This window comes from Rhizobium sp. CIAT894 (assembly GCF_000172795.2).
Lineage (GTDB): Bacteria > Pseudomonadota > Alphaproteobacteria > Rhizobiales > Rhizobiaceae > Rhizobium.
In genome coordinates this window covers 3,958,331-3,980,000 of sequence record NZ_CP020947.1, presented here as the reverse complement: position 1 = coordinate 3,980,000, position 21,670 = coordinate 3,958,331, and the positions used below count along the sequence as shown (strand labels likewise).

At 59.0% G+C, this 21,670-nt stretch carries 18 protein-coding genes, 1 tRNA gene, 2 rRNA genes and 1 pseudogene (1 of these 22 only partly in view); 12 read left to right on the top strand and 10 right to left on the bottom strand.

The features are described from left to right. From RHEC894_RS19530 to RHEC894_RS19520, 3 genes are all read left to right on the top strand, one after another. Window positions 1-2,296, top strand: a 23S ribosomal RNA gene (locus RHEC894_RS19530); it begins 596 nt to the left of the window's first position. Window positions 2,297-2,504: 208 nt separating this feature from the next. Then, a 5S ribosomal RNA gene (gene rrf, locus RHEC894_RS19525) occupies window positions 2,505-2,619 on the top strand. A gap of 104 nt (window positions 2,620-2,723) precedes the next feature. After that, window positions 2,724-2,800 (top strand) — tRNA-Met (locus tag RHEC894_RS19520). Between the two features lie 65 nt (window positions 2,801-2,865). On the opposite strand, the gene RHEC894_RS19515 is transcribed toward RHEC894_RS19520, so the two are convergent. From RHEC894_RS19515 to RHEC894_RS19485, 7 genes are all read right to left on the bottom strand, one after another. Next, window positions 2,866-4,788, bottom strand: coding sequence for a mechanosensitive ion channel family protein (locus tag RHEC894_RS19515; RefSeq protein WP_085738511.1), 1,923 nt, complete (start codon window positions 4,786-4,788; stop codon window positions 2,866-2,868). 240 nt (window positions 4,789-5,028) lie between these two features. Beyond that, window positions 5,029-6,183, bottom strand: a complete 1,155-nt coding sequence (locus RHEC894_RS19510; protein WP_085738510.1) for an AI-2E family transporter — start codon at window positions 6,181-6,183, stop codon at window positions 5,029-5,031. A gap of 49 nt (window positions 6,184-6,232) precedes the next feature. After that, entirely contained in the window at window positions 6,233-7,093 is an 861-nt protein-coding gene (gene ppk2 / locus RHEC894_RS19505) for a polyphosphate kinase 2 (protein ID WP_085738509.1), read from the bottom strand. Beyond that, window positions 7,090-8,841, bottom strand: a complete 1,752-nt coding sequence (locus RHEC894_RS19500; protein WP_085738508.1) for a SulP family inorganic anion transporter — start codon at window positions 8,839-8,841, stop codon at window positions 7,090-7,092. The genes ppk2 and RHEC894_RS19500 overlap by 4 nt, the downstream gene beginning before the upstream one ends. 73 nt (window positions 8,842-8,914) lie before the next feature. Next, window positions 8,915-10,072, bottom strand: coding sequence for an HlyD family secretion protein (locus RHEC894_RS19495; protein ID WP_085738507.1), 1,158 nt, complete (start codon window positions 10,070-10,072; stop codon window positions 8,915-8,917). Beyond that, on the bottom strand, window positions 10,072-10,413 hold the full coding sequence (locus RHEC894_RS19490) for a DUF3302 domain-containing protein (protein ID WP_085738506.1): 342 nt from the start codon (window positions 10,411-10,413) through the stop codon (window positions 10,072-10,074). The genes RHEC894_RS19495 and RHEC894_RS19490 overlap by 1 nt, the downstream gene beginning before the upstream one ends. A gap of 140 nt (window positions 10,414-10,553) precedes the next feature. Next, entirely contained in the window at window positions 10,554-12,377 is a 1,824-nt protein-coding gene (locus RHEC894_RS19485; protein WP_085738505.1) for a hypothetical protein, read from the bottom strand. A gap of 120 nt (window positions 12,378-12,497) precedes the next feature. Here RHEC894_RS19485 and RHEC894_RS19480 point away from each other — a divergent pair, with 120 nt between their 5' ends. The 3 genes from RHEC894_RS19480 (at window position 12,498) to RHEC894_RS19470 (ending at window position 15,241) form a co-directional block, all read left to right on the top strand. After that, the gene (locus RHEC894_RS19480) at window positions 12,498-12,803 is read left to right on the top strand and encodes a hypothetical protein (protein WP_010068828.1); all 306 of its coding nucleotides are present in this window, start codon (window positions 12,498-12,500) and stop codon (window positions 12,801-12,803) included. A gap of 63 nt (window positions 12,804-12,866) precedes the next feature. After that, window positions 12,867-14,261 (top strand): DUF3300 domain-containing protein, encoded by a 1,395-nt coding sequence (locus tag RHEC894_RS19475; protein ID WP_085738504.1) that lies wholly within the window; start codon window positions 12,867-12,869, stop codon window positions 14,259-14,261. A gap of 44 nt (window positions 14,262-14,305) precedes the next feature. Then, a complete protein-coding gene (locus RHEC894_RS19470) occupies window positions 14,306-15,241 on the top strand; it encodes a DUF2950 family protein (protein ID WP_085739060.1) in 936 nt (311 codons plus the stop codon). On the opposite strand, the gene RHEC894_RS19465 is transcribed toward RHEC894_RS19470, so the two are convergent. Together RHEC894_RS19465 and RHEC894_RS19460 are read right to left on the bottom strand one after the other, a co-directional pair. Further along, a complete protein-coding gene (locus RHEC894_RS19465; protein ID WP_085738503.1) occupies window positions 15,204-15,725 on the bottom strand; it encodes a CYTH domain-containing protein in 522 nt (173 codons plus the stop codon). The two genes, RHEC894_RS19470 and RHEC894_RS19465, sit on opposite strands and share 38 nt — an antisense overlap. A 6-nt stretch (window positions 15,726-15,731) precedes the next feature. Next, the gene (locus RHEC894_RS19460) at window positions 15,732-16,196 is read right to left on the bottom strand and encodes a hypothetical protein (protein WP_085738502.1); all 465 of its coding nucleotides are present in this window, start codon (window positions 16,194-16,196) and stop codon (window positions 15,732-15,734) included. 316 nt (window positions 16,197-16,512) lie between these two features. On the opposite strand from RHEC894_RS19460, the gene RHEC894_RS19455 reads away from it, so the two are divergent. Beyond that, the gene (locus RHEC894_RS19455; protein WP_206427929.1) at window positions 16,513-16,872 is read left to right on the top strand and encodes a hypothetical protein; all 360 of its coding nucleotides are present in this window, start codon (window positions 16,513-16,515) and stop codon (window positions 16,870-16,872) included. Window positions 16,873-16,908: 36 nt separating this feature from the next. On the opposite strand, the gene RHEC894_RS19450 is transcribed toward RHEC894_RS19455, so the two are convergent. Next, window positions 16,909-17,559: a helix-turn-helix domain-containing protein gene (locus RHEC894_RS19450; RefSeq protein ID WP_085738501.1), complete on the bottom strand. Its 651-nt coding sequence runs from the start codon at window positions 17,557-17,559 to the stop codon at window positions 16,909-16,911. Between the two features lie 285 nt (window positions 17,560-17,844). On the opposite strand from RHEC894_RS19450, the gene RHEC894_RS19445 reads away from it, so the two are divergent. From RHEC894_RS19445 to cax, 5 genes and pseudogenes are all read left to right on the top strand, one after another. Further along, entirely contained in the window at window positions 17,845-18,060 is a 216-nt protein-coding gene (locus RHEC894_RS19445) for a hypothetical protein (protein WP_010068270.1), read from the top strand. 234 nt (window positions 18,061-18,294) lie between these two features. Further along, window positions 18,295-18,500, top strand: a pseudogene (locus RHEC894_RS32545) (arginine deiminase); the annotation flags it as partial. Between the two features lie 35 nt (window positions 18,501-18,535). Continuing rightward, entirely contained in the window at window positions 18,536-19,483 is a 948-nt protein-coding gene (locus RHEC894_RS19440) for a hypothetical protein (RefSeq protein WP_085738500.1), read from the top strand. A gap of 124 nt (window positions 19,484-19,607) precedes the next feature. Continuing rightward, a complete protein-coding gene (locus RHEC894_RS19435) occupies window positions 19,608-20,240 on the top strand; it encodes a LuxR C-terminal-related transcriptional regulator (protein WP_085738499.1) in 633 nt (210 codons plus the stop codon). Window positions 20,241-20,513: 273 nt separating this feature from the next. Continuing rightward, complete coding sequence (gene cax, locus RHEC894_RS19430) at window positions 20,514-21,659, top strand: calcium/proton exchanger (protein ID WP_085738498.1); 1,146 nt, start codon at window positions 20,514-20,516, stop codon at window positions 21,657-21,659. Window positions 21,660-21,670: the final 11 nt, after the last annotated feature.

Here is a 21,670-nt window from a genome sequence, read left to right as displayed (position 1 = left end):
TGAGGGAAAGGTGAAAAGCACCCCGACAAGGGGAGTGAAATAGAACCTGAAACCGGATGCCTACAAACAGTCGGAGCCTGAGAGGGTGACGGCGTACCTTTTGTATAATGGGTCAACGACTTAGTGTAACAAGCAAGCTTAAGCCGGTAGGTGTAGGCGAAGCGAAAGCGAGTCTGAATAGGGCGATATAGTTTGTTGCATTAGACCCGAAACCGAGTGATCTAGCCATGAGCAGGTTGAAGGTTGGGTAACACCAACTGGAGGACCGAACCCGCATCTGTTGCAATAGATTGGGATGACTTGTGGCTAGGGGTGAAAGGCCAATCAAACTCGGAAATAGCTGGTTCTCCGCGAAATCTATTTAGGTAGAGCGTCGAGCGAATACCCCCGGGGGTAGAGCACTGGATGGGCTATGGGGACTCACCGTCTTACTGATCCTAACCAAACTCCGAATACCGGGGAGTACTACTCGGCAGACACACGGCGGGTGCTAACGTCCGTCGTGAAAAGGGCAACAACCCTAACCTCCAGCTAAGGTCCCCAAGTCATGGCTAAGTGGGAAAGGATGTGAGGATCCCAAAACAACCAGGATGTTGGCTTAGAAGCAGCCATCATTTAAAGAAAGCGTAACAGCTCACTGGTCTAAATAAGGGTCTTTGCGCCGAAAATGTAACGGGGCTGAAGCCATGCACCGAAGCTGAGGATTTGCAGTAATGCAAGTGGTAGCGGAGCGTTCCGTAAGCTGATGAAGGGAGACCTGTGAGGGCTCCTGGAGGTATCGGAAGTGCGAATGTTGACATGAGTAACGATAAAGAGGGTGAGAGACCCTCTCGCCGAAAGACCAAGGGTTCCTGCTTAAAGTTAATCTGAGCAGGGTTAGCCGGCCCCTAAGGCGAGGCAGAAATGCGTAGTCGATGGGAACCACGTTAATATTCGTGGGCCTGGTGGTAGTGACGGATTGCACAAGTTGTTCTGGTTTATTGGATTATCAGGGCAGCGGAGCGGTTCCAGGAAATAGCTCCACCGTATAGACCGTACCCGAAACCGACACAGGTGGTCAGGTAGAGTATACCAAGGCGCTTGAGAGAACTATGTTGAAGGAACTCGGCAAATTGCACGCGTAACTTCGGAAGAAGCGTGACCCCATATGAGGCAACTCTTGTGGGGTGGCACAGACCAGGGGGTAGCGACTGTTTATCAAAAACACAGGGCTCTGCGAAGTCGCAAGACGACGTATAGGGTCTGACGCCTGCCCGGTGCTGGAAGGTTAAGAGGAGAGGTGCAAGCTTTGAATCGAAGCCCCAGTAAACGGCGGCCGTAACTATAACGGTCCTAAGGTAGCGAAATTCCTTGTCGGGTAAGTTCCGACCTGCACGAATGGCGTAACGACTTCCCCGCTGTCTCCAACATAGACTCAGTGAAATTGAATTCCCCGTGAAGATGCGGGGTTCCTGCGGTCAGACGGAAAGACCCCGTGCACCTTTACTATAGCTTTACACTGGCATTCGTGTCGGCATGTGTAGGATAGGTGGTAGGCTTTGAAGCGGGGACGCCAGTTTCCGTGGAGCCATCCTTGAAATACCACCCTTATCGTCATGGATGTCTAACCGCGGCCCGTCATCCGGGTCCGGGACAGTGTATGGTGGGTAGTTTGACTGGGGCGGTCGCCTCCGAAAGAGTAACGGAGGCGCGCGATGGTGGGCTCAGACCGGTCGGAAATCGGTCGTCGAGTGCAATGGCATAAGCCCGCCTGACTGCGAGACTGACAAGTCGAGCAGAGACGAAAGTCGGTCATAGTGATCCGGTGGTCCCGTGTGGAAGGGCCATCGCTCAACGGATAAAAGGTACGCCGGGGATAACAGGCTGATGACCCCCAAGAGTCCATATCGACGGGGTTGTTTGGCACCTCGATGTCGGCTCATCGCATCCTGGGGCTGGAGCAGGTCCCAAGGGTTTGGCTGTTCGCCAATTAAAGCGGTACGTGAGCTGGGTTCAGAACGTCGTGAGACAGTTCGGTCCCTATCTGCCGTGGGTGTAGGAATATTGACAGGATCTGTCCCTAGTACGAGAGGACCGGGATGGACATATCTCTGGTGGACCTGTTGTCCTGCCAAGGGCATAGCAGGGTAGCTATATATGGACGGGATAACCGCTGAAGGCATCTAAGCGGGAAACCCACCTGAAAACGAGTATTCCCTATCAGAGCCGTGGAAGACGACCACGTTGATAGGCCGGGTGTGGAAGTGCGGCAACGCATGAAGCTTACCGGTACTAATAGCTCGATCGGCTTGATCGTTCTCATTGACTGTGCTCATCGAACAAAGTTCGATAGTGAGTAGTGAATAGGCAGTAGCGAGTAGTGAGTAGTAAACTGCTCCGCCTCTTCCCTCGCAAACATCAAAGACGTGTTCAAAAAAATGCGATGACGCTAGTCACTATTGCCTAATGGCTACTGACTACCGCCTCATCCCCCAGCTTCTCAAACATAAGTTGCGCTTTGCCGACCTGGTGGTTATGGCGGGGTGGCTGCACCCGTTCCCTTTCCGAACACGGCCGTGAAACGCCCCTGCGCCCATGGTACTTCGTCTTAAGACGCGGGAGAGTAGGTCGCTGCCAGGTCTGCAAAGCGCAACTTCATGATATAAAATCTTCTCACACAAAACTAACGGCCCAAAGCCGATCAAAGGGCCGCTCACAAAGCGGCCTTTCGTGTTAATATATACCGCGGGGTGGAGCAGCCCGGTAGCTCGTCAGGCTCATAACCTGAAGGCCGCAGGTTCAAATCCTGCCCCCGCAACCAATCATGCCCTATCGAAATACCAAAAAGCCCCGCCAGGGGCTGTCGCCGTTTCGGCGAAACAGGTCTTAGCCCTCCGCGGCGGTGGCGGTCTTTTCCTGGCGGTCCCGTGCGGCGATCATCGCGGCGGCGGCTCCCGTCTTCTCATCCCCGCCCACCTGCACGCTCGGCGTTGCGAATGCGATACCGGCGGCCTTGAATGCCTCGCGGATCATCAAATAGGCCTTGCGGCGGATGTAGGTCTGCTGACCGGGGACCGTCGTCATCGCGAAACTCAGCACGATGCCGTAGTCGCCGAATTCTTCGACACCCTTCATCTTGAGCGGTTCTATGAACAGCGGGCCGACTTCCGGATCCGCCTGTAGTTCGGCGCCGATCGCCTTGGCGATCTTGCGCGCCTTGTTGATGTCGGTGTCGAATCCGACCGATATCCTGAACTTGTCGATCACCCAGTCGCGGCTCATATTCTCGACTGCGCCAAGTGCGCCGAAAGGCACGGTGAAGACGGGCCCGCGATGGTGGCGGAGGCGGACGGAGCGGAGACTGAACCCTTCCACCGTGCCCTTGTAGCTCCCGCTCTGGATATATTCACCGACCCTGAAGGCGTCGTCGAGCATATAGAAGACGCCGCTGATGACGTCCTTGACGAGGGTCTGTGATCCGAAACCCAGCGCCACACCGAAGATCCCGGCGCCTGCGATGAGCGGCCCGATTTCGACGCCGAGCTGCGCAAGAACGATCAATGCCGCCATCACGGCGACCAATACGGCCAACATGTTGCGGAAGATCGGAAGCAGAGTGCGCACTCGCGCGCGCCGGGCGCTCTCGGCAGGGGAGGGCGCGGCACCTTCGGGTGCCGAAGCCAGCATCCGATCGATCCATGCCCTTGAAAGGTGCCAGACGAGATCGGCGAGCAGGAGGACAATCACGCTCTTCAGGAGACCATATGCGATCGCCTGCGCGGCGGGATTGCCTGCGATAATGGACGTCGTGCTGGTTCTCGAGACGGCCGCAAGCGAGGCCACTGCAAGCAGAAGGACGATCGCTCGGCTTCCGCGCACAAAGAGGACCTGCCGAACGCTTCGCGGCTCGGCCTGACTGGCAGTCTCGGCGGCGTTTCCGACGATCTTCAGCAGCGGCGGCAGCAGGAGCATGTAGACGCCGATCATGAAAAGCCCGGTGAGACCGATCGACCATACCAGCCAGAGGATCAGGACGGAGAGGACGATAGCCAGCCTCGCCTTGAGGCTCATGGCCACTCCCGACACCACACCTTCGATAGCAAGGATCACGAGCACGAGCGAGAAGCACCAGGAGATGGCACGTGACACTGCCGGATCGATGCCGATCGGCTTTGCGAGCATGGCGCTCGCCATCGCAACGATAAGCACCCCCAGGAAAAGCCGGATTCGTTTTCGGATTTCAGGGCGGGTCACGGCGAAGTCGATCGCGATCGACACTGCACGAAAGGCGATGATGCCGGCGAGGGCGAGCATCAAAGTCGCCTCGGTGAGTGGCGGCCACCGCAGCGCAAAGAAGACCAGCCCCATCGAGAAGGTGAACACCGCCAGTGACAGAAACTTGGTCGTCAACGATGCGGCCCCGGCTCTTGCCCGGAGATAGAGCCGCTCGGCGATCACACCAGCGGCCAGGAGGCACAGCAGGATCACGAAAACCGGCGCATATCCCGCGGAGAGTGCGTCTTGCCTCGTTCGGGTCGCGGCCGCCCCGACCTCTGCCGGTATGCGAGGAAGGGCGGCCAGTGTCGCGTCGAAGCGCGCCCGCATAGCAGTTTTCCACGCAAACAACATCTCTTCCGGCGGTTCCGGGGCAGGCTGAGATTTTCGAGCTTCGAGCAAGGACTGCACCTCGGGATCCTGGAGTAGTCGGACGAGTTCATCGATCTTCTGCTGGCCCGGCGCGGCGGGCGTCTGCGCTTGCGCATTGATCGCAAGGACAAGAAAAAGGGCTATTGCTGCGATCCATCTCATTCTGCGGTCCTTCGAAACGGAAACTGGAAGTGGGCTCTGGGCAAGGTTCGCCGGAGAATCGGGACATGCGGGAGAGAAATTGAGATGATCACAGAAATGCCCGAACGAATTTGATCAGGACGGAAAACGCCCCAACCACGGCCAAGACCAAGAGCATCCGCAACACGATTATGAGCGCTTTGTCGCTCCAGGGGGTCGAAGCTTTCGACATGTTTTCTTTTCGTCCGAGTTTCGGAAACATCAGCAGGTATCGGTTTGATCGACGATGTCATCCCCTTCGACTCCGTTTGCCGGGCTGTCGTCTTTTGGCGAGGGCCAGGCCCAGCTTCGCAGCAGTTCGTAAAATACGCTGAGGACGATCGGGCCGAGGAAGAGCCCGAGCAAGCCGTACGACAGCGTGCCCCCGATGACGCCAATGAGGATCACAGACATCGGTGTCGTCAAACCTCGTGCCATGAGAAGAGGTTTGAGCACGTTGTCGAGGAGCGTGATGGGCGTCGCGATGAGAGTAAATGCCAGGGATGTCGAAACCGGCCAGGAAAACCAGGCCCAGATGATCGCGGGAATCAGGACGAGGCCAGGGCCGATTTGCATGACGCACAGGATGAAGACCGCAAAGGTCAACGCGCCTCTTGCCGGCAAATCAAAGATGACGAAGCAGAGCCCACATAGCAGCGTTTGCAGGAAGGCGACGCCAATGACGCCGCGTGAGACGTTGCGCACGGTTGTGGCCGCGAGCTTGGCGAAACCAACGCCCCTGTCGCCGGCAACTCTGTTGGCAAGCGCTGACACGATCGAACTCAGTCGTTCGCCTGTTGCCATCAGAAAACCGGACAGCACGACGGAAACGATGAAGCCCAAGAGGCCGGCGCCGATCGAGGCGAGTTTGGTGAGGACGACGCCGGCGATCTCGCGCAGAGGCGCCTGAAACTTCGTGATCGATGCAGCGAGGTTGCTGGCGATCTGGTTCCAGGCGGCATAGACACGTTCACCGACGACCGGCCATTCCCGGATGCCTTGAGGAGCCGAAGGCAAGGCAAAACTGTCCGTCCTTAATCTTGCGATGAGAGCTTGTGCCGCATCGGCAAAATTGACGGCAACAAGCGACAGCGGAGCAATGACGAGGAGGAGACAGGCGACGACGATGATCGTTGCAGAAAGGACCGGACGGTTTCCGAGGGCGCGCGCAAGCATCCGGTGTAAAGGAAACATCGCGATCGCCAATATTGCCGACCAGATGACGATCAGCGCGAACGGGGCGACCAGACGGAAGGACCAGTAGGCGAACAGGGCGATGATTCCCAGCCGCACGAGATCGCTGACCCGTGTCTCGATCGAAGTCTGCATTATGTCGGCGGGCTTCAACGCCTCGCCCCGTGTCTGCTCCAGATTCATAGTGGTCAGCCCGTCTGGTTTGCCGTCGATCGGCCGATCGGTCCGCCATTCACCGCGCGGTCACGTCGGGAACGACATGCCGAACGCTCTGATCTTCGACATATCCGCCCGGGCGTTTCTGCCGCTTGCCGAGATCCGGCGCCTCGAATTTGACGCGCTCATAGGGTATCGACTGCAGGATGTGGGAGATGCAGTTTATGCGGGCTTGTTTTTTGTCATCCGACGGAACGATCCACCACGGCGCGTGGTTGCTGTCGGTCATCCGCAGCATCGCATCGTAGGCCTTCGTATAATCCCACCAGCGTTGATAGGATTCGACGTCCATCGGGCTCAATTTCCATTGCCGGAGCGGATCGTCGATCCGGCGCTTGAAGCGCCGCTCCTGCTCCTCCTCGCTAACGGTGAGGAAATATTTAAGCAGAATGATGCCGCTTTCGACGATCGCGGCCTCGAAGCGAGGCGCAAGTTCGAGAAAACGCTCGGCCTTCTTTTCGCTGCAGAAGCCCATCACCCGGTCCACTCCCGGCCTGTTGTACCAGCTGCGGTCGAAGATCACGATTTCGCCTGCGGCCGGCAGGTAGGTGATGTAGCGCTGCATGTAGATCTGCGACTTCTCGCGATCGGTCGGGGCGGGCAGCGCGATGACGCGAAAGACGCGTGGACTGACCTTCTCGGTGATGCGCTTGATCATTCCGCCCTTGCCGGCGGCATCGCGACCTTCGAAGATGATGACGATCCGGGCGCCTGATTTCTTCACCCAGGCCTGCAGATGAGCGATTTCCACCTGTAGACGAAGGAGTTCCTTTTCGTAGTTCCAGGATCTCTTCTTCTTGTCCTTGTCCTTGTCCTTGTCTTTGCGTTTCGCTTCGGCCACGGCATCTTCTATATTTGTGTCGTACCCCTTGTTCATAACTCCCTCCGTTCATGCCCCTGGACGGGGCCATTCGTTTCTTCCGTCTTGTCGAGAATTGCCTCGCGTACCGGTTTAAGGGCCGCCATTGCCTCATCCTTGTCGGAGAAAATGTTCCCCGGGCCGATAGCCGTGATCACGCCGGCGCGGTCGAGCAGTTCGCGGCTCTCCTCGTTGAGATCGGCTATCGCGAAGGTGACGTTCTGTTTCGAGAGCGTTTCGGCGACGACATCGAGGGCCGCTGCGCCGGTGCTGTCGATATGGGAGATGGCGCTTGCGTCCAGCAACAGGGATCTGGTGCCCTGCGCAAGCTCCGTGCCGATGGTCAGCAGCCGTGTGCGGACATAATCGGCGTTGAAGAACAGAATGTTGCCCTGGATCAGGCATATCGCGACTCCCTCTTGCGGGCGCGCCTGGGGAAAGCGGGCGAGATCAAAGAAACCCTCCCGGCCCTCGATCCTGCCAAGAAGGCTGTCGCGCGGATACATGGTCTTGCGCAAGAGATAGACGAGGGTTGCGGCAATGGCGACAATGACGCCGTTGAGAACGCCGAAGCTGATTGCGCCCCACATGGTGATCAGCGCGAAGACGAATTCCATTCGGCTGATGCGCCAGACTTTTTTCAGTTCGCCGATGTCGATCAGGCCAATCGCCGCCATTGCCAGAATGGCCGCAAGCGCGGGCAGGGGCAATATTCGCAAGGCGCTGTGCAGAAAGACGAGAGCCGCAATCAGCGTGGCTGCGGAGACAAGTCCAGCCGCCTGCGACACGCCGCCTGCAGACATATTGATTGCCGTTCTCGAATCCGAGACGCTGATCGGAAACGAACCGAAAAGGCCGGGGGCGAAATTCGCCGCCCCGAGGCCGATCAATTCCTGGTTCGCGTCCACCTCCTGTCCGGCACGCGTGCCGAAACTGCGGGCGGCGACGATCCCCGCTCCGAAGCTGACGAGGAAAACAGCGGCGGAGCCAAGGACGATCTTGTCGAGCGGCATCTCGTAAAGGGCAGGAAGCGAAAACCTCGGCAGGCCGCGAGGGATGTCGCCCACGACGGCTATGCCGCGCCCCTGGAAGTCGAAGACCGCAGACAGGATCACCGAGACGACAACGACAAGAACAGGGCCTGGCACCTTGAGACGTGCGGCCCGGACTACCCACAACAGCGCGAACATCGACAGGCCGAAAATCAGCGACGGCCAGTGGATCGAACCGCTTTTGCGCACTATTTCGAGGATCGGCGGAACCAGCCCGTCGGACTCGATCTTGACCCCGGTGAAGCGATTGATCTGGCCGACGAGGATCGACAAGGATACGCCGGCAAAGAATCCGACGAGAATTGGGCGGGAGAGAAAGTTGGCCACGACCCCCAGCCTCAAAAACCTGGCGGCAAGGCAGAACACTCCGACGCCAAGCGCCAAGGCGGATGCTATCGCGATGCGGTCCACGCCTGCGGCTGCCGGCTCTACCGCGATGATCGTTGCCATCGCGGCGGCGAGAACGGTCATGGTTGCCGCATCCGGCCCGACGACCAGCAGGCGGGACGGCCCGAAAATGGCGTAGGCGATCGGCGCGACGATGCTCGCATAGATCCCCGTTTCGGGGGGCAGGCCGGCAATCGCGGGGTAGGCAATCGCGCTTGGCAGTCCGACGGCTGCAATCGACAGCCCGGCAGGGATATCGTTTCGAAGCCAGTTTCGGTTGAAGCCCTCCAGCCCCTTCAGCATCGGTATGCCGAAACTTCCAATCACCGCCTTGCTCCCCCTGGATTGCGCTTCGACGTCTCCCGAAAATCCAGCTGGGCTTCAGCCCAGCCGTGTCCGTTCAATGCTCAAGGAAAACGAAGTTCATCCAACTGCTCATCCGCAGAAGAACCTTGCGGAGAACGGCGACGTGATGCCAGTGCTCAGTGTAGACGGCGACGTCGGCAACGACGCCGCCCGGCAGCTGGTATTTGCTGGTATCCTCGAGGATCTCGATGCGGGCCAGCGTTTGACCCGGTGAGGCGCGTTCGGGCGACTGCGGATCGATCAATGCTCCCGACGGCTGAAGCTGGCCCTGTGCCATCACATCGATGATGCCCTGGATCCGGGCCTTGAATATCTTGCCGGGCACAGCCTTGAACGAGACTTCGGCCTCATCGCCAACCCGGACCCGCTGCAGCGAGTTCTGGATGAAGGCGGCAGCCAATGTCCGGTCTTCACTGTTGATGAAGACCATGACCGGCCGCAAGGGCAGCGGGTTTGCCATCATTCCCGGCCGCAGGAAGACCTGCGCCACGTAGCCGCTGCTCGGAGCGCGAACCGTCGTCTGATCGAGGTCGTATTCCGCATTGCCCAATTCGGCCTCCAGGCGTGCGACCGTCGGGTTGGTGCCGTTGATATCCGATTCATACGCGAGCCTGGCTTGCGCCGCCTGCGCCCGTGCGGTCTCGACCGCGGCTTCCGATGTCAGATAGATGCCTCGCCGGTTCTCGACTTCGAGTTCGGAAAAGACAGCGCCTTTGCCGCTCGCTTTGGCGTTCTCGTTCGATTGCTGGAATTTCTCGAAGCTTTGCAGGGAGCGGTCGCGGGAGGCTTCGGCACCTGTCACGGCCGAGTTCGCGGCATCGAGCGCAGATTTCAGTTGAAGGACAGTCTGTTTGGCCTCCGCCAGAGCGGCTCTCTTCTGGTCGACGACGAACTGATAGGGTCGCGGGTCGATACGAAAGAGGACATCGCCTTTCTTCAACGGCGTGTCGGGCTGGACCGGGACCTCCACGACCTGGCCGCCAACCGTCGGAATGACCGGCGCGGAGGTAAAGTAAATGCGCCCGTCGCCCGAATAGGGATGATTGTAGCTCATGATCAGCAGGAGCGCTGAGATCAGGAAGATGCCGCCCAGGACTGCCGTGGAAAGCGTCCATTGGTTTACCGGAATTCGGAAGACTTTGAAGATCGTCCAGCAGATTGCGGCATAGGTGAGAATGAGAAGCAGGTCCATCAGGCTTTCTCCCTCTCCAGCGGTTGGGCTTCGAGTTCGGCGATCCGGGCTTGAAGGCGTGCTATTTCGGCGTTAGCCTCCACTTCCTCCGCCAGTTTGCCGTCGGGCTTGATCCCCCAACCGCGGTCCTCTCGATAAAGGGTGGCCCAGATGAACAGAAACGGCCATATGGCGTGCAGGGTAAAGAGGCTTACCCAGCCGGCAACATGAATGGCGTCTTGATGCGGGTGATTGCGTTTCTTCGCGATGATGTGAGGAATGTCATGGATCGCGATCACGGCGTAGAAAAGCGTTATGACCGTGAAAAACAGCACCCCGAGTGCAAAATAGTCCAGAAACACGGCGCCCCCTTCCGCTTTCGGCTTGATATGGCCGAACCGTTCGGCCTTGCGTGAAGGCAGATAGTACCGCCGTTAGCAGCCGAACGCGTGTAGCATCACGTAACATCTATAGAAGGAGGATGGCGCCAGTGTCCGGCCGACTATTGCGAAGCGATTGCGACCCCCGCCGTCTGCAGGTCCGCCAGGATGCGCTGCTGATCCTCGGGACGAGGCAGGCGCATGCCGATCTCGTTGCGGATGTTGGCCAGCAATGCCGGTGCGTTCGTCTTGAGCCACTCGTGCTCCTCGCGGGCTTCGTCGACCCTGCCCTCCGCGCCGAGGATCGCAAGCAGGACGAGGTGGTGCATGGGGTTGTATCGCAGATCCGCCATCCTGACCCATAGTTCGGCTGCCCGGTAGTCTCCCCGCATATAGGCGCACATCGCCAGACCCACTTCGAAATACCCTTTCGGGCCCGGGTTTTTGTTGATGGCTCCCGACATCAATTCACAGCCGGTATCCCATTTGCCGGAAAGCGCCAGGCGGAATCCATATTCGCCAGCGAGTTCCGTATCGTTGGGGTTGATCTCATAAGCAGCAGCGCCCGCGCTCAATGCTGCATCGACATCGCCGCTGAAGAAGTTGGCAAGCATCAGCGCCTGCAAGGCGCGGGCGTTTTGCGGATCGAGATCGACGGCGCGCCGCGCGGTTTCCAGGGCGGATTTCAACGATTGCTGCGCAGGCGCTTTGTCGAGACTGTATTGAAACCGGAGCGCATCGAGATAGGTCATCGACAGCAGAGCCCAATAGGTCGAATTTCCGGGGAGGTGCTTCGTTGCTTGCTGAAGGCAGGTCCGCACAGCATCCCGGCCCTTCGGATTGAGGTCAACGCGGTAGCGGTAGTAAGATTGCGCGCAGGCATAATCGCCCCAGTCGTCGGGCGCGGCCGGCGATATCTTCGCGGTATCGTTCCGGAAAATGATCCCATATGGTGATGCAAGTGCCGTCGCAACATCTTGGGCCAGGTCGGCTTCAACCTGCAACACATCCTGTATCCGAAGGTCCTTATCGTAGCTGTTCGCCCAGATCACCGAACCATCGTGGCGGTTGACGAAGCGTGCGGTCAACCGCAGCCTGCTATCCTCCACTCGTACCCGACCTTGCAAGGCGAAACGCGGTTCCTGCAGGTCCTTCGACAGCGGCTGCCCGGCCGATGCCGCAGGCAGATTGGAAATCACGACAATTTCCCGGAATTTTGCCAGGCGACCGATGACCTCGTCCGTCAGTCCTCGGGCGATGCCACCCGATGCGCCGGCTTCAGAAATGTCCTCGAATGGCTCCACAAGGACCTGGGGGAAATCCGGCCGATCCGCGGGGGAGTTAGACGGGCGCGAGAGGGGACTGAACAAGGAAGGAACAGCGAAGACCGCGATCAATGCGGTCAGACCGAGGGACACCGGCGTCACATAGAACGTCCAGGACGCCGGGGCGGATTGAACAGCGCTTTCGTCCAAAGGCGAATGATCTGCAGGTTTCGACGGGGCGACGGTTTGCACGAATGGGTCGGGGCTATCGCTCGCTTCCGCCAATGGCGCGGGGTCTGTCGCGGGGCAGGCGTCGGCGTGTCTGAAGCACGGCACATACCCGCCTTTGGGGATGGTAATGATGACCTTATCGAATTGGCCAGCGACCAGATAATATCGCTCCAGAGCGCGGCGTATGCGACCGGCCTCAATCCTCACGACGGGATCGTTCTGGGCGTCGAATGAGGCGTCTCGTCCAAATACCTCCAGGGCGATTGTGTAGGCCTTCAGATAGGCCCCGCGTTCAGCGAGCGTTTCTTCGACAATATAATCAAGAAATCTACGCCCACGGTCAGGTGCGTGAAACTCCCGGCTGGATCTGATGCGATCAAGCTGTTCTCGTGTTTCCGATATAGTGGGAATTGCCGCACTTGGCGGCCCCTTTGCTCTTGCGCTTTGCATCGTCGCCCCCCGATGAAGCCAGCCGCCATGCCCCGACCGTAGCTTCTTGTATGTTACATCTCTAAATAAGCCTGATGCAATATATTAATCCATCTGCTTTGTACGAAGACAAAAAGCGGGATGGATATGGGGGCAGGCAATCCAGAAAAATTGGCCATCCTTGCGCTGCTCGAGGTCCACTTGCCCGAGCATCTCCCGCTGGCGCGACGGCTTCTCGATGTGGACGAAAATTTCCACAGCATGTGCCAGGACCTGGCAGCAGCCATCGAGGCGCTCACCAACGTAGACTTGCTTCCCGTCAGCGTTCGGGAGGTACGGCGACAGGAATACGGCAGCCTGGTCGAGTGGCTCATCGAGGAAATAGGAGATGCAGTGCTTCGTTCGAAGGTCGTGTCACTGAAGCGTTCCACCGATCCGATGCCATAGCCAGCGTTGTCGCAAAACCGCTGCACAGTTTCGTGCGGCATGCTTTTAGGAGATCGATGCGTCATGAAAGCGAGATATTTCAGGCTGCTGGCCGGCTTTTCAGCCATAACAATCTCTTCCCTGCCGCCTGTGCCGTGGACTTACGCGCAGACTGCAGTGCCGGCCACCAAGGCCGAGCCCGTGCAGGCGCCGGCCGCAGAAGCGGCCGGGCTCTCCGACGACGAGCTCGAGGTTCTCGTGGCGCGTATCGCGCTTTATCCGGACGATCTCGTCGCAGCGATTTCGGCGGCTTCGCTGTTTCCGCTGCAGGTCGTCGAGGCGGCCCGTTTCCTGGAAGCCAAGAAAAAGAATGCCAGCCTCGAGCCGAAAAGCGAATGGGATGGAAGTGTGATTTCGCTGCTGAACTACCCGGAGGTCGTCAAGATGATGAGCGACGATCTCGAGTGGACCCAGTCGCTCGGAGACGCACTGACCAATCAGCAGAAGGATGTCCTCATCGCAATCCAGCAGCTTCGCGACGAAGCCATTGCGAAGAACATCATCAAGACGGACGACAAGGTCACCATCGTCAACGAGGGCGACAACGTCATCATCCAGCCCACCAACCCGGAGAAGGTCTACATCCCGCAATATGCGCCTGAAATGTTCTACGAGCCGAATTATGCCGTCGAGCCGATCTCCTATTATCCGGATTCCTACGACAACTACTATTATCCCGGGGCAGGCTTCTTCGCTGCTGCCGTGACCGGCGTCGCCTGGGCTGCGATCGTCAATTGGGACGACTGGGGCGTGTGGGGCGGGCGTTGGAACGGTGATGTCGACATCGACTGCAACGATTGCTTCAACAACCGCAATTTCAATGGAAAAATGAACTTGAACGATGTCGACTGGAAGAATGTCGATCGCAGCAAGTTGAGCATTGGCAAGGATCAACTGAACAAGCTCGATCGGTCGGCGATCCGTTCCAATCTCCAGACGGACAGCCGCAACCAGCTCAAGAACCAGGCGGGCAACCTCCAGAGGGAGCGAACCCAGTCGAGGGGCGATGTCGGGGCCCGAGCCGCGGATGTTCGAAAGAATACCGCGCAGGGGCTGAAGTCAAATCCGAAAACGTCAGTGGGCGACACGGCCAAACGCGCCAACGCGCCACGCGCCGACACCCGTCCTGCAAACGCAGGCAATCGTCAGGCCAATGCTGCCCCGAAGGCGAAAGCGAAATCCGGCAAGCCCAAGATGGCCGCGAAAGCCGATAACCGGAGCCGCCAGCAGAGCGCACTCGGGAATGTCCAATCGGGTCGCCGCGAGGTGGTGAACTCCCAGCGCGGCGGACAAAGCATGGGTGGTGGCCAGCGCGGCGCACCGCGGGCAACGCAGCAACGCTCTCGACCGCCCGTTTCACGTGGCGGTGGCGGGGGCGGACGCGGCGGCGGTGGGCGTGGCGGCGGCGGCCGCCGCTGACATTGGCAGATGCTTTCCTGAAGGCCAAACCATGGGGTGAGCCGATGACACGACAATCGAGACTGATTTCATTGATGCTGGGTGCGGCGGTTTTCTGGACGGCGCCGCAGCTTTCGGTGGCGCAGGAGCAGAGCAATCTTGAAGAATTTGCGGCCGGAACCCCACCCACCTTCGATAGTCCTTCACTCGCGGTCGACCAATTCAAGCAGGTCTTGGCCTCGGGCGAAGTCGACGGCCTGGCAAACCTCTTGGGGCTCAGCGCCGCCAAGCTGAAGGCGAGCAACGAAGCGATGGTCGCCTATGCGTTGATACGCGAAGGCGCCGGCAAGCAGGTCGTTCTTCAAGATCTCGGCGATCGCAAGGTCGTCGCGATCGGCGATCACCTGTGGCCCTTGCCTTTCCCGCTCAGTCGCGACCAGAACGGCAAATGGGCTTTCGACAGGAAGACCGGCCTTCAGGAAATCGTCAATCGGAGAGTCGGCAGGAATGAACTGGCGACCATCCAGACGATGACCGACTATTTTGTCGCCCAGTATGAATATGCGCGGGAGGATCGCGATGGCGACGGTGTCTACGAGTTCGCGCAGAAGCTCGTCAGCACCAAGGGGGCACGGGACGGCCTGTACTGGGAGCCGGGAGCATATGAGGAGGAAAGCCCTGCCGGCGGTCTCGTCGAGAGTGCAGCCTTCGGCAATGCGAAGCGGGGAGAAGGCTACTACGGCTATCGCTATCGCATCCTGACGGCGCAAGGCTCCAACGTCGTCGGCGGCAAGCAGAGCTATATTGTCAATGGGAACATGACGGGCGGTTTTGCCCTGATTGCCTGGCCGGTAAGCTACAGGGTAACCGGCGTGCAGACTTTCATGGTGAACAACATGGGTGTCATCTACCAGCGAGATCTTGGTGATCAGACCGAGCGGCTGGCATCGGCGATCAAGGAGTTCAACCCGGGTGCCGACTGGAGCCTGGTTGAAGATTAGCGAGGCCGTACGGCGGCGAGATTGCCGGGCGCTGGAATGCCAGCGCCCGGTTGGAATAATGTTTGTCGCCGGTCACCTCGCGGCCGAGCCAGGAGGGTAGAGACGGGCGGTCCTTCTCGCTTCTCATTTCGATCTCGGCAATGGTCAGACCCTGATAGGCGCCACCGAAGACATCGATCGCCCAGACGTTGCCCTGATCGACAACTTCGTACCTTGTCTTTTCCAGCACCGTGCCACGGACGTGAAGCAGCAATTCCTTGGCTTCTGCGAGGGGAATGTCGTACTCGAATTCCTCGCGCGTCAGGCCGCGTTTACCGAACTTCACCGCCAGCCGGGCCGTCCGGTCATCGATCAGGCGAATACGCAGGCTGCTGGCAGCGCCTCGTGCGAGATAGCCTTGTCGCAACATGTGCATGCTTGTCGCGCTGGCGCGCCAGGCGTCGCTGCGCACGAGAAACTTGCGCTCGATCTCGACAGTCTTCATGCCCGGTCACTCCACCGGTTTTTCCCAGGTGAGGAAAAGGCCGATATCGCCGGGAATGCCGCCCGGGAAGTTGATGACCAGTGCCTTCAGGCCATAGCCCTGCGGCCTGCCGATCTCTTCGAACAGGTCGTAGAGTTCCTTGGCCTTTCCCTGCAAGGTGTTCTGCCATCCGGGCAAACCGTTGTTGATTGCGCGGCCGCTGTCGGAGCAAAAACTCGATGGAAAACTGTAGATCATGGCCTCGAACTTGCCGTCCGCAGCGGCTTTCGACACGACGCGCCTGATCACCGTGCGTTCGGCATCCCCAATTTGCTTGCGGAAGAAATCCTCAACGAATTCAGAGTGTTTTTTGGCTTCGCGCGCCTTTATCTTCTCTTGGCGTTCCATCTCGAGAAGTTGCAGTTCGAGCGCGCGTTTGCGCAACTCTTCCGCGCTCGTCATCGACGGAGTAGAAGCAGCAGGTTCGGTCATCGCTTTGCCCTCCATGAATTACAATAGAGATAAAATGTCGTGGGTTCGGATGGCAGTAAAATACGGTATCATACATGATGCCCGAACGACCTGTCGGGCATGCCTTCCCGAGGGGCTCCAGCCGAGGCCCCGGCCTCCACGTCTCCCGACATCTGGAACACCAAAATTGCCCGGCCTGATCCGTGGGACGGCATAGCCGGCTACTGTTGCCGATCATCCGGTGCCGGGCCATCGCGATGGACTACGCTCAATGCCTGACTGCGCCACATCGGCTAGATTCATCGTGCAACCCATGCTTCTTTCGGGAGTAGCCAACATGATGAAGCTATCTTTGGCACTTGCAATCGCGATCTCGACGATCACGGTATCGGTGCAGGCCGACGCCCAGCAGAGCCGGCGCGAATACCGCAGAATGAATTGGAGCGAAAACCTGCCCGAGGCGGTCCGAACATATCATGACAAGCGTTTTACTGTTGTAAGCTATAGAATTGCCGACTTTTCGGAGACAGGCCGTCATCCTCCGCAAGGCAGCGAAAAGGACGTCGAGGCCATTCGCGCAGCCGCTCGGTCAAATAAATGGCTTGTCGGCAAACTGAAGGCGAAAAAGCTCACGCCGAACGATATTGAATGGGTCACCAGAGCGCGGAACGGCAACCTGACCTTCTACGTCGAATGAGCCTGGTGCTCCGGGTCCTGTGCCGCGCGACCTGCTTCAGGTGCTGAGCGCGGCAAGCCTGTTGCAATCGAGGATGTGGACATATCGTTGGCCGCGTCCGAAAAGCTGGACGATGTGCCGGGTCCTGAGCTTGGTAAATGAGCGCGCCACCGATTCGACCGTCAATCCGAGATAGTCGGCAACATCGGTGCGCGACATCATGAGTTCAAACTCGTTGGTGCCGCCATTGCGGGCCGACATTTCCTGCACAAAAGTCGCCACACGTTCGAGAGCGCCCTGGCGGGCGACGATAAGCTGTCGCGAATTTGCAATCGCCAGGCTGGACAAGGCTATATCCAACAAATTTATCGGCGGCATCGGACTGCCGGCCCTCGGAACGGACCGAATTTGGGAGGCGCAGATCGCCTCTGCGAAATCATCATGGATGTCTCCATCCTGCAGGCCGAACCATTCCCCCGTTCCGTAGAATGAAAGAATGTGGCGGTGCCCGTTGCGCATTATTCGATAGACCCTCACCGCACCGGACTGGACCTGGTAGAGCGATGATGCCCGCTCGCCCTCGCGATAGATGCCCTGTCCCGGGAGCAGCCATAGAACAGTGCTTGGCGGTAGCCGTCGGGTCTCACCTGGATTTATGCCGTTCGGTTCCGGCATATAGCGTTCGGCAGCCTGGCTCGTGGTCAACATGGCTCGTCCCCCCGTGAAGCTGAACTCTTACAAGGAAGGGCGGCACTGAAAATTGGGGACGATCACTACGTAATTGTACGTGATGTCATGATGTCAGCCGTGGCGGCAGAATGAGACCTCCTTCGAAGAGACAGCGTCCAGTCGCGGTTCGAACTTCCTGTCTCAGGGAGTGATCAGGATCAAGGAAGGTTGCAAGCCGATAGGCTAGGATTCCTCAATTCGGCCCGGCCGCCTCTCACGTTCAGGTGAGCCGCCGAGCCCTCAGCATGGCTGTGAGGTGCCAGGATGTGGCGATCAATCAATGACGCGCCTTTTGCGCAGGATATCGAACTCGCCGTGATCGACCATGAAGGCGTTCACGCGCTTGTCTTTCCGTGTCAAAGAATATTCGGCGGCTGGGTCGATGCGCGAAGCGGCAACAAGCTGGAGGTCCACCCGACCCATTGGCGGCGGTGGCTGGCCGAGGAGGTCCACGCCGGCGGCCGGGCAATCGGTCACTGATATAGCGATGCGCAAGCCGTTTGATGCGTCGAGCATTGCTCGCGATCAATGACACCACCAGACCCGGCAACTTAACCTGGCACAGATTGGTTTGGCGCCCGCGAGGCACACGCCCTTGGTCGGCGAGACATGCCTCAGACAAGAAGCCAGGGAGAACCTCATACGTGGTTTCGGTGTTCACTCGGAGGTCGGAAAGCTCCGAATCTTGATGGCCTGCCGATCCGCCCTGACAACGGCGTGACATGCAGCCCTATGTTGCGGCTGGCAAGACCCTGATCCAGCGGGCGATCTACAAGCTCCACCCGTCGTTCGAGGACGGAGATTTCCAGATCTGATGGGCGTTTCAGATCAGCAGTTTGCCAATGCTTCGATGGAGGGGCATGGGCGAGCGCACGACCTATCAGGCCATCGGCCCGGTGGCGCAGACGCTGTTCCGGACCGGTGAAGTCAAACGGCGTGTTCACGGGAGGGCGCGATGGGCTCGCAGGGCGGGCAAGATGACGATCCGACAGCGGACACCGCAAGGATCCGCGATCAGCTTGATCGCATCCTATCGAGCGGAGAATTCCAGGCTCCGGACCGCAGCCGACGGTTTCTGGCATATATTGTCGCCGAAACCCTGGCAGGACGGGAGACGAACCTGAAAGCCTACGCAATTGCCCAGGCGGTCTTCGGCCGGGATGCGTCCTTCGATGCACAAAACGACCCGGTCGTTCGCATCGAGGCGGGGCGTATCCGCCGGGCTCTGGAGCGCTACTATCTGGTGGTCGGACGAGACGATCCGATCCAGATCACCATTCCCAAGGGCCGCTACGTACCGAGCTTTATCGTAAGGCAGCAGGCTATCTCATCAGAAAGCCGGTCCGAGCCAAAGGATAGTCGTCGGCACAAGGCGCCAGCGGCACAACAGAAGCCGTCATCCTATCGGGACCTCCTTCTGCCGATCGGCGTGCCGCTTGTCCTTGGTCTTGTGGCGATCCTCTCGCTGATACGGCCGCTCGAAGGACTTTTCGGCTCCTCCACCCCCTCGGTCGCCTCGGTCTCGTCCAAGGGAGATGAATTGAGGGCTGAGATCCTCGTGGAACCTCTGGTCGGCACAGGTCGCCAGAATGGCGATGCGGAGATAGCCAAAGGGCTGACGGACGAAGTGATCGCGCAGCTGACGAAGATCAACTCCGTCATCGTCAAGGCGGCCGGTCCGCAAACGCAGATCGTCGCGTCAAACCAACGGCAGCTTTCCCTGCAGGGAAGCTTGGGAACGGAAGGCTCCAGGCTGCATGTCCAAATCCGGCTGGTCGATCGCGCCGACGGCACGGTAACCTGGACAGGCGCTTATGACAGAACCTTCGAGGGCCGAAGTATTCTCGACGTCCAGGAAGAAATCGCCCGGCAGATCGCCGACGCGATATCCAGCCGGCAGTAACGTCAACCTACATCGCGAGAGCTTACGTGATGCTACAGGCACTTGCAGCCTGACGGTGCTAGTCTTTGACTGGGGCATTTGTTCGAGCCGTCCCTGGCCGGATGCGCTACGGGCGAGGTGGTTCATGCAAAACGACATCACCGTACACATCGTCGATGATGAAGAAGAGGTCCGAAAGTCTCTGACTTTCCTGCTCGTCTGCGCCGGCTTTGCGGTACGCGCGCATACGTCTGCGACTGCGTTTCTGGATCAGCCTCTTTCGGAAGGAAAATGTTGCCTGCTGATCGAACTCCCGATGCAAGGGGTTGACGGCGTCGAACTGCTGGAATGTCTGAAGGCGCGCCACAACGGCATACCGGCGATCATCATCAGCGGTAAGGGGAATATCGCCCTGGCGGTTCAGGTGATGAAGGCGGGCGCCGTCGACTTCATTGAAAAGCCTTTCAAGGAAGATGTCCTTATCGCGGCGATCAAGGAAGCGACGGCGCATTCCGATATATCCGAAGAACAACGTGACGATGTCGTGCTGGCACGTATTCACCAATTGACCCAGCGCGAGCAGCAGGTGCTGACCGGGATCGTGGACGGGCTTCAAAACAAGCAGATCGCTTTTGAACTCGGCATCAGCGCACGCACCGTCGAAGTTCATCGTGCAAATGTCATGGCAAAGATGAAGGCCCGCAATCTCCCTCAGCTGATGAAAATGGTGATCCCACTCATGCCTGCGGGCAACAGCTGGCTGCGATCCGCCAGTTGAATCAAGGCGCTACCTTACGCACGCCGCCGGCGCAACGCCGCACAGTTTTACGCGACATGTTTCAACTTTTGACCGGGATCAATGCACGACCGCAGACCTTTCCGTATGCTTGTCCAAGGGACAGTCCGAGAGATGGGCCTGGAGACGGGGCCTAAAGCGCGTCGCGATCTTTCAGATTCGCTCCTCGCGCTTTAGGTTTTTGTTTTTACGCATGTCGTTATCGCAAAACCGCGGCACACTTTTGCGCGACATACTCTAGTGACGGGGGTTGCCATGCGTAATCTTGAGCAGAGAGACGCCATTGCGCCATCGCGCATCGCTGCGATAACGAGGGCTGCGATGACCGAGGTTCGGCAAGCACCGTTGCTGGTGCTGATCGTCTTCGTTCCGCTTGTCATCGTGCTGGAACACACGTCTCCGCAGGCGCATACGCTGCTTTTTGCCATGTCGGTCTGTGCGATCGTGCCCCTGGCAATGCTTTTAAGCCGCGCAACCGAAGCGGTCTCCGCACGGACGGGAGATGCGGTCGGGGGCTTGCTCAATGCCACTCTCGGAAACCTGACCGAACTGGTGATCTCGCTGGCTGCCTTGCAGGCCGGCCAGTATCTGCTGGTCAAGGCATCACTTGCCGGAGCCATCGTCACCAACGCCCTGTTCTTGCTGGGGGGCGCATTTCTGTTCGGAGGACTGAAGCATCATGTGCAGGAATTCAACAGGGTCAATGCGCGCTTCCAGGCCTGCCTGCTGTTCCTGGCGACCGTCGCCATCATGGTGCCATCGATCATCAGCGATGTGGATCAAGCATCCGTCGTTTCGCAGAAACTGAGCCTGGGCCTGGCCGTGCTGCTCATCGCCGTCTACGCGATGGGCATGCTGTTTTCCCTGAAAACACACCGCGAACTTTTTGCAAGCGCGAGCGACGCCGAGGAGGATCACAGCTCATGGCCGCTCACCGTCAGCGTCGTCATCCTTGTCGTCGTCACGCTTTTCGTCGCGCTGATCAGCGAAATCTTCGTCGGCTCGGTTCAGGCAGCGGCCGACCGTCTCGGCATGACGCCTGCTTTCGTCGGCTTCATTGTCGTTGCGCTGGTCGGCGGAGCGGCGGAAATGACGACCGCGTTTTCGGCAGCGCGCGCCAACCGTCTCGATCTCAGTGTCGGCATCGCATTGGGCAGTGCCGCACAGATCGCGCTCTTCGTCGCGCCGATCCTGGTGATCGTCAGCTATTTCCTCGGCCCCGAACCGATGTCGCTGCAATTCTGGCCCGGCGCGGTCACGATGATGCTGATCGCCACCATGGCGGCGACCTTCCTGTCCAATGGCGGCCGCGGTGTCTGGTATATGGGCGTCATGGCGTTGGCCGTCTACGCGATTTTCGGGCTCACGCTGTTTCTTTTGCCGCCTGCCGTGCCGTCCTGAGGGTTTATCCT

What these genes read in the sequence shown, in the direction of transcription:
- RHEC894_RS19460 (WP_085738502.1), bottom strand. Translation starts at nt 16,196, where the DNA reads ATGACCGAACCTGCTGCTTCTACTCCGTCGATGACGAGCGCGGAAGAG.
- RHEC894_RS19510 (WP_085738510.1), bottom strand. Translation starts at nt 6,183, where the DNA reads ATGAATCTGGAGCAGACACGGGGCGAGGCGTTGAAGCCCGCCGACATA.
- RHEC894_RS19440 (WP_085738500.1), top strand. Translation starts at nt 18,536, where the DNA reads ATGGGCTCGCAGGGCGGGCAAGATGACGATCCGACAGCGGACACCGCA.
- RHEC894_RS19485 (WP_085738505.1), bottom strand. Translation starts at nt 12,377, where the DNA reads ATGCAAAGCGCAAGAGCAAAGGGGCCGCCAAGTGCGGCAATTCCCACT.
- RHEC894_RS19450 (WP_085738501.1), bottom strand. Translation starts at nt 17,559, where the DNA reads ATGTTGACCACGAGCCAGGCTGCCGAACGCTATATGCCGGAACCGAAC.
- ppk2 (WP_085738509.1), bottom strand. Translation starts at nt 7,093, where the DNA reads ATGAACAAGGGGTACGACACAAATATAGAAGATGCCGTGGCCGAAGCG.
- RHEC894_RS19455 (WP_206427929.1), top strand. Translation starts at nt 16,513, where the DNA reads ATGATGAAGCTATCTTTGGCACTTGCAATCGCGATCTCGACGATCACG.
- RHEC894_RS19495 (WP_085738507.1), bottom strand. Translation starts at nt 10,072, where the DNA reads ATGGACCTGCTTCTCATTCTCACCTATGCCGCAATCTGCTGGACGATC.
- RHEC894_RS19475 (WP_085738504.1), top strand. Translation starts at nt 12,867, where the DNA reads ATGAAAGCGAGATATTTCAGGCTGCTGGCCGGCTTTTCAGCCATAACA.
- RHEC894_RS19465 (WP_085738503.1), bottom strand. Translation starts at nt 15,725, where the DNA reads ATGAAGACTGTCGAGATCGAGCGCAAGTTTCTCGTGCGCAGCGACGCC.
- RHEC894_RS19515 (WP_085738511.1), bottom strand. Translation starts at nt 4,788, where the DNA reads ATGAGATGGATCGCAGCAATAGCCCTTTTTCTTGTCCTTGCGATCAAT.
- RHEC894_RS19445 (WP_010068270.1), top strand. Translation starts at nt 17,845, where the DNA reads ATGTGGCGATCAATCAATGACGCGCCTTTTGCGCAGGATATCGAACTC.
- RHEC894_RS19480 (WP_010068828.1), top strand. Translation starts at nt 12,498, where the DNA reads ATGGATATGGGGGCAGGCAATCCAGAAAAATTGGCCATCCTTGCGCTG.
- RHEC894_RS19435 (WP_085738499.1), top strand. Translation starts at nt 19,608, where the DNA reads ATGCAAAACGACATCACCGTACACATCGTCGATGATGAAGAAGAGGTC.
- cax (WP_085738498.1), top strand. Translation starts at nt 20,514, where the DNA reads ATGCGTAATCTTGAGCAGAGAGACGCCATTGCGCCATCGCGCATCGCT.
- RHEC894_RS19470 (WP_085739060.1), top strand. Translation starts at nt 14,306, where the DNA reads ATGACACGACAATCGAGACTGATTTCATTGATGCTGGGTGCGGCGGTT.